Origin of the sequence: Bradyrhizobium uaiense (assembly GCF_010811875.1) — a bacterium.
GTDB classification, from domain to species: Bacteria; Pseudomonadota; Alphaproteobacteria; order Rhizobiales; family Xanthobacteraceae; genus Bradyrhizobium; species Bradyrhizobium uaiense.
Window position 1 is genome coordinate 1 of sequence record NZ_VKHP01000392.1, and the last position, 5,340, is coordinate 5,340.

Genomic DNA, 5,340 nt, shown 5'->3' on the forward strand with positions numbered 1-5,340 from the left:
GGGCCGCTCCCGCCGATACGCGTGGCGTGACCGATCTCGGCGGTACGCTCTCCTTCACCGGCGACAGTGTCCTTGTCGACACCGCGTTCGCCTTGCCGTCCGGCAAGCTGACGCTGAACGCGACGCACGACGTCGTGCTCGGCGGCAACGCGGCGATCGATCTGTCGGGCCGCGGCATCGCCTTCTTCGACGTCACCAAGTTCAGCTGGGGCGGCGATCTCGTCCTGAACTCCACCAACGGCAATATCATCCAGAATGCGGGGTCGGTGATCGATGTCTCGGCCGCCTACAATGCGGCGGGCTCGATCGCGGCCAAGGCGATCGATGCGGCGCATGGACAGGTCTCGTTGGCCGGCACGCTCAGGGGATCGTCGACCGGCGATTTCGACAGCGGGCAGTTCACGGTCGCGGCGCAGAATTTCGGCGATTTCGCCGCGTTGAATGCCAAGCTCAACGACGCCGGTTTCTTCGGCGCCCGCAGCTTCGATCTGCGGCAGGGCAGCCTTGTCATCGGCGACGGTGTCAAGGCGCGCACCGTGACGATTGCGGTCGATCAGGGCAGTCTCACAGTCAACGGCAGGATCGACGCGAGCGGGGCCAAGCCCGGCACCATCCGATTGTCCGCACGCGACGATCTCAGGCTCACGGCGAGTGCCGTGCTCGATGCCCATGGCAACGTGCTGCAAACCGACAGCTACGGCGCGCCGATCGAGGCCAACAACACCGCGCATGTCGAACTCACCACCACGCACGGCACCATGACGCTGGCTGCCGGTGCGACCATCGACATGAGTTCGCCGGACGGCGTCTCGCGCGGCAAGCTGGAGCTCAACGCGCCGCGCCGCGGCGGCGCCGGCGGTGACGGTGCCGGCGCCAACGACATCGCCATCGATGCGCGTGGCCCGCTCAATATTCGCGGTGCTGATAGCATCGCGATGAACGGCTTCCGCACCTACGACCTGCCGGGCGGCAGCGTCATCGACCAGGCCTATCTCGATGGTCTGCACAATGACAGCACGGCGTTCATCAACGCCGCGCTCCAGAATGGTGATTTGCAGAACCGTCTGGCCGGGCTCGCGGCCTATGGCTTGGCTTTCCATCTGCGGCCCGGCGTTGCCATCACCTCGAGTGGTGATCTGTCGACCAAGGGCGATCTCGATTTCTCCGCCTATCGCTACGGGCCGAATGCCGATGCGGCCGTGCGTGGTTCCGGCGAACCGGGCGTGCTGGTGGTCCGCGCGGCCAGTGATCTCAAGATCAACGGCAGCATCACGGATGGTTTCGCACCGCCGCCGGCATCGCCCGATGCGGTGACGGTGATTGCCTCCGGAACATTGTCGGACGCTTATACGGTCACCAAGGGTGGTGTGGTCCTCGGCAAAGGTTCGACCATTCCGAGCGATGGCACGATCAACATGGAGCTCAATCTCGTCGGCGGCAGTGTCCAGACGAGCCCGAACGCCGCCAATCCGCTGCCCGTCGCGATAACGTTGGCGGAGGACTTCACGGTGCTGGGACCCCCAAATCCGGCAAGGATAGTGCATGGCGGGCGCATCATCACGCCGGACAGGATTTACAACCCGGGTGATACGATCCCCACTAGAACGGTATTTCCGGCCGGTACCGTGTTCGAAAAGGGCCTGTATTTCACCGGCAGGGTCTTCATCAATTCATTCATCAGCTTGGTGATTGAGCCTGTGACACTGCCGGCAGGGACCAGCCTTGCCCTGTTCGGAGATTACACATTCACCGCGGATACGCCGCTTCCCAAGGGCACCGTGTTGCCGGCCGGCATGACGAACGTCAATCTGATCGGTCCCGGCGATCGCCAGGTCTGGCCGACCGCCCCGATGCTTGGGGCGGGCACGCAGTCCTGGTCGATGCGCCTGGTCGGCGGTGCCGATCTCGCCAGCGCCGACAGCCGCGCGCTGCAAACGGTCGCCGCGCTGGCCGGCTCGGGCAACGTGGTGTTGAACGATCCGTATAACGTCACCATCAACAAGCCGACCACACCGGGCGTCAGCGTCGTGCGCACCGGCACAGGTGACCTCGAGATTCTGGCCGGGGGCAATTACGATCAGCAGACGCCGTTCGGCGTCTACACGGCCGGCACCGCGATCAGGGAGACCGGGACGGCAGCGAATGCCGACTACAACGTTGACCGCGGCACGGTGACCGATGGCACTGTGCTGGGATCGGCAAATGCCGGCTATGAATCAACGCTCGGCTCGCAGCGAATGTATTATCCCGAGCGTGGCGGCGATTTCCTGCTGGTGGCGCAAGGCGATGTCAGCGGTACGCTGACGAAGGGTACGAATCAGATTGGGTCGTGGCTATGGCGCCAGGGTGGCTCGGAGATTGGTCAGAGGACCGCCTGGGGCATCAATTTCGGCAGCTATACGTTCGATCAAATCCGTGACCCAAGCATCTTGTCCTTGGGACTCTCAGCCTTCTCCGGCCTCGGTACGCTCGGCGGCGGCAATGTCACATTGCAGGCCGGCGGCACGATTGGCGGCGCCGGTCGTGGTGTGGTCGTCGCGGTCGGCGACAGCGGCCGCGTGATGGCCGACGGCAGCCTGGTGCAGACCGGCGGCGGCACACTGTCGGTGAAAGCGGGCGATATCGGCATCGGCGGCAATCAATTCGTCAATCTTCGCGGTGCGATGGACGTCGCGACGGGCGATTTCGGCAGCCTCGTCTCGAACAACCTCCGCAATGATAACGGAGCGGATCCGCGGCCGATCAATCCGTTGACGTCCTATTCCATGATCACGGCCGCCGGTGGGGATTTCGCACCGGGCGATAGCGTGATCAACATCCGTGCACGCGGCGATCTGGCTGTCGGAACCATCCTTGATCCCGGCCGGGTCGGTGTCACCGGCGTGACGGCGGCCAATAACGGCAGCACGAGCGGCCTGGGCGCCAGCTGGTTCACGCTGTGGACGGGCCAAACCGCCGTCAACATGTTCGCCGCGGGCGGTTCGCTCGCGCCAGGCAGTGCGGCATTCGGCTTCCAGTTCCTGCCGTCGACCGTGCGGGCGATCGCCGCGAACGGCAACATCTACAATTCGATGGGTGGGATGTTGCTGCCGTCAGACAACGGCGGCGCGTTCGAAATGCTGGCGGAAGGATCGATCTTCAGCACCACGAACGCCATCGGGGCGTCGATGGCGCCGGTATCGGCTCTCGCGACACCATTCCAGCCCGCCTGGGCGATCTCGATCAACCAACCGGGGGGACTGGTCATCACAGGCTCCAATTATTGGGGCAATTTCGCTCAAGTGAACGACATGATGAGTGGATTGGGTGTCTACTCCTACCCGACGGGCGGGTACCCCTTCGCCTTTGGTGCAAACACGGTGAAGGATAATCCTGCGCCGAGCCAGGGCGATCCGGCACGCATCTACGTGGTCAACGGCGATATCACCGGGATCACCTATGGGCAGGCCATTTCGGTAAGCAACACCGTTGGCGGCCTTGGCGTCAACAATGTCTACTATCAGGCGGCAGGGCCGCTGCGGATGCTGGCGGGCGGCGACATGGTCAATACCAAGGGCCTGATCCTCCACAACGATCCCAACGATGTGTCCACCATCGCGGCCGGCGGCAACATCATCTATGCAGGCTGGCCCGGACTCGATTCCGGAGTGAACGGCGGCTGGGCGATCGCCGGACCGGGAACGTTCGAGATCACCGCGGCCAGGAACATCTATCAGGGATCGACGGCGACAGTCGAAAGCATCGGAGCCCTGGCGGCCGGCGACAAGCGGCCCGGCGCCAACGTGGTCATGCAGGCCGGCGTTGGTGCAGGTGAGGTCGGCGTCGGCCAGGTCGATTGGACCGACTTTGCCAAACTCTATCTCGATCCGAACAACCTCGCAGGCGCCGGGCCGCTTGCCGACCAGCACGGCAAGGTGGCGAAGACTTACGGGGATGAGCTTTATGCCTGGCTGACGGAGCGTTTCGGCTATAGCGGAGCCAAGGGCGATGCGCTCGGTTACTTCCTCGCGCTGCCGGGCGAACAGCAACGCATCTTCCTGCGGCAGGTCTACTATGCCGAGCTGACCGCGGGCGGGCGCGAATACAACGAGATCGGCGGCCCGCGCGCCGGCTCTTATCTGCGCGGGCGCGAAGCGATCGCCGCGCTGTTTCCGAACCCGTCCGCCTATCGTGGCAACATCACGATATTCACCGCGGCAACCGGCACGCCGGGCAAGGCGAACTACGCGATTCAAAGCGGCTTCGTTCACACCGATTTCGGCGGCGACATCCAGTTCCTCACGCCGGGCGGAGAGGTCACGATCGGGACCGAAGGCCTGGTGCCCGGCGCCGATGCGGGCCTCATCACGCAAGGCGCGGGCAACATCCAGCTCTATTCGCAAAACAGCGTGCTGATGGGCCTCTCGCGCATCATGACGACGTTCGGCGGCAACATCGTCATCTGGTCGGCGGAGGGCGACATCAACGCGGGCCGCGGCGCCAAGACGACCGTGATCTACACGCCGCCCAAGCGCGCCTACGACAGCTACGGCAACATCACGATATCGCCGGTGGTGCCGTCGAGCGGCGCCGGCATCGCAACGCTGCAGCCGATTCCGGACGTACCGCGCGGAACGGTCGATCTGATCGCGCCGCTCGGTACCGTCGATGCTGGCGAGGCGGGTATCCGCGCGTCGAGCTTCGTCAACATCGCTGCGCTGCATATCGTCAACGCCGCCAACATTCAGGCGCAGGGTGGCGTCATCGGCGTGCCGCAGGTCCAGGCGCCCAACATGGGCGCCCTGAGCGAAGCCTCGAACACGGCGGGCGCAGCCGCCCAGCAAGCCGCGATGCCGCCACCGCGGACCAACGAGCAGCCCTCCGTCATCATCGTCGAAGTGCTCGGCTACGGCGGCGGCGACGGTGGTGATGAACAAAAGCGGCGCGGCAACGACAAGCAAAGCCAATACGATCCGAACAGCGCCTTCCAGTTGATCGGCGACGGCCAATTGAACGCGGAGCAGTTGAAGAAGCTGACGCCGGATGAACGCCGGCAGGTCGTGAACTAGATCGCCTTCGGGCGAAGCGGTGACCGGTGCGCGTTGAGAGAACGGCGATACCGGTCTAGCCGGTTGCCCGGGGCAGGGAGCCGTTTGCCGTGATCTCGGCCGAGAGTTCCTCGATCGTCTTGCGCTGCTCCATGGCGGCCCGCCGGATCAGCGCAAAGGCGGCTGGCTCGGCCAGTGCATGGGTATGCATGACCTGAAGCACCGCGGCGAGCACGACGCGACGGGATCGAAGCCGCTGTTCGAGCTTCACCACCTGCTGCTTCAGCTCGCTGGTGCGTTCGCTTCGTTCGAA

General features: G+C 64.6%; 2 protein-coding genes. One reads left to right on the forward strand and one right to left on the reverse strand.

The features are described 5' to 3' along the window. The first annotated feature begins 26 nt into the window (after nucleotides 1–26). Nucleotides 27–5,048, forward strand: a complete 5,022-nt coding sequence (locus tag FNJ47_RS54095; protein WP_206685404.1) for a filamentous hemagglutinin family protein — start codon at nucleotides 27–29, stop codon at nucleotides 5,046–5,048. A 55-nt stretch (nucleotides 5,049–5,103) separates the two neighbouring features. Here the strand turns inward: FNJ47_RS54095 and FNJ47_RS44415 are convergent. After that, nucleotides 5,104–5,340 (reverse strand): ANTAR domain-containing protein (locus FNJ47_RS44415; protein ID WP_163162886.1); only part of this gene is annotated, 237 nt, incomplete at its 5' end.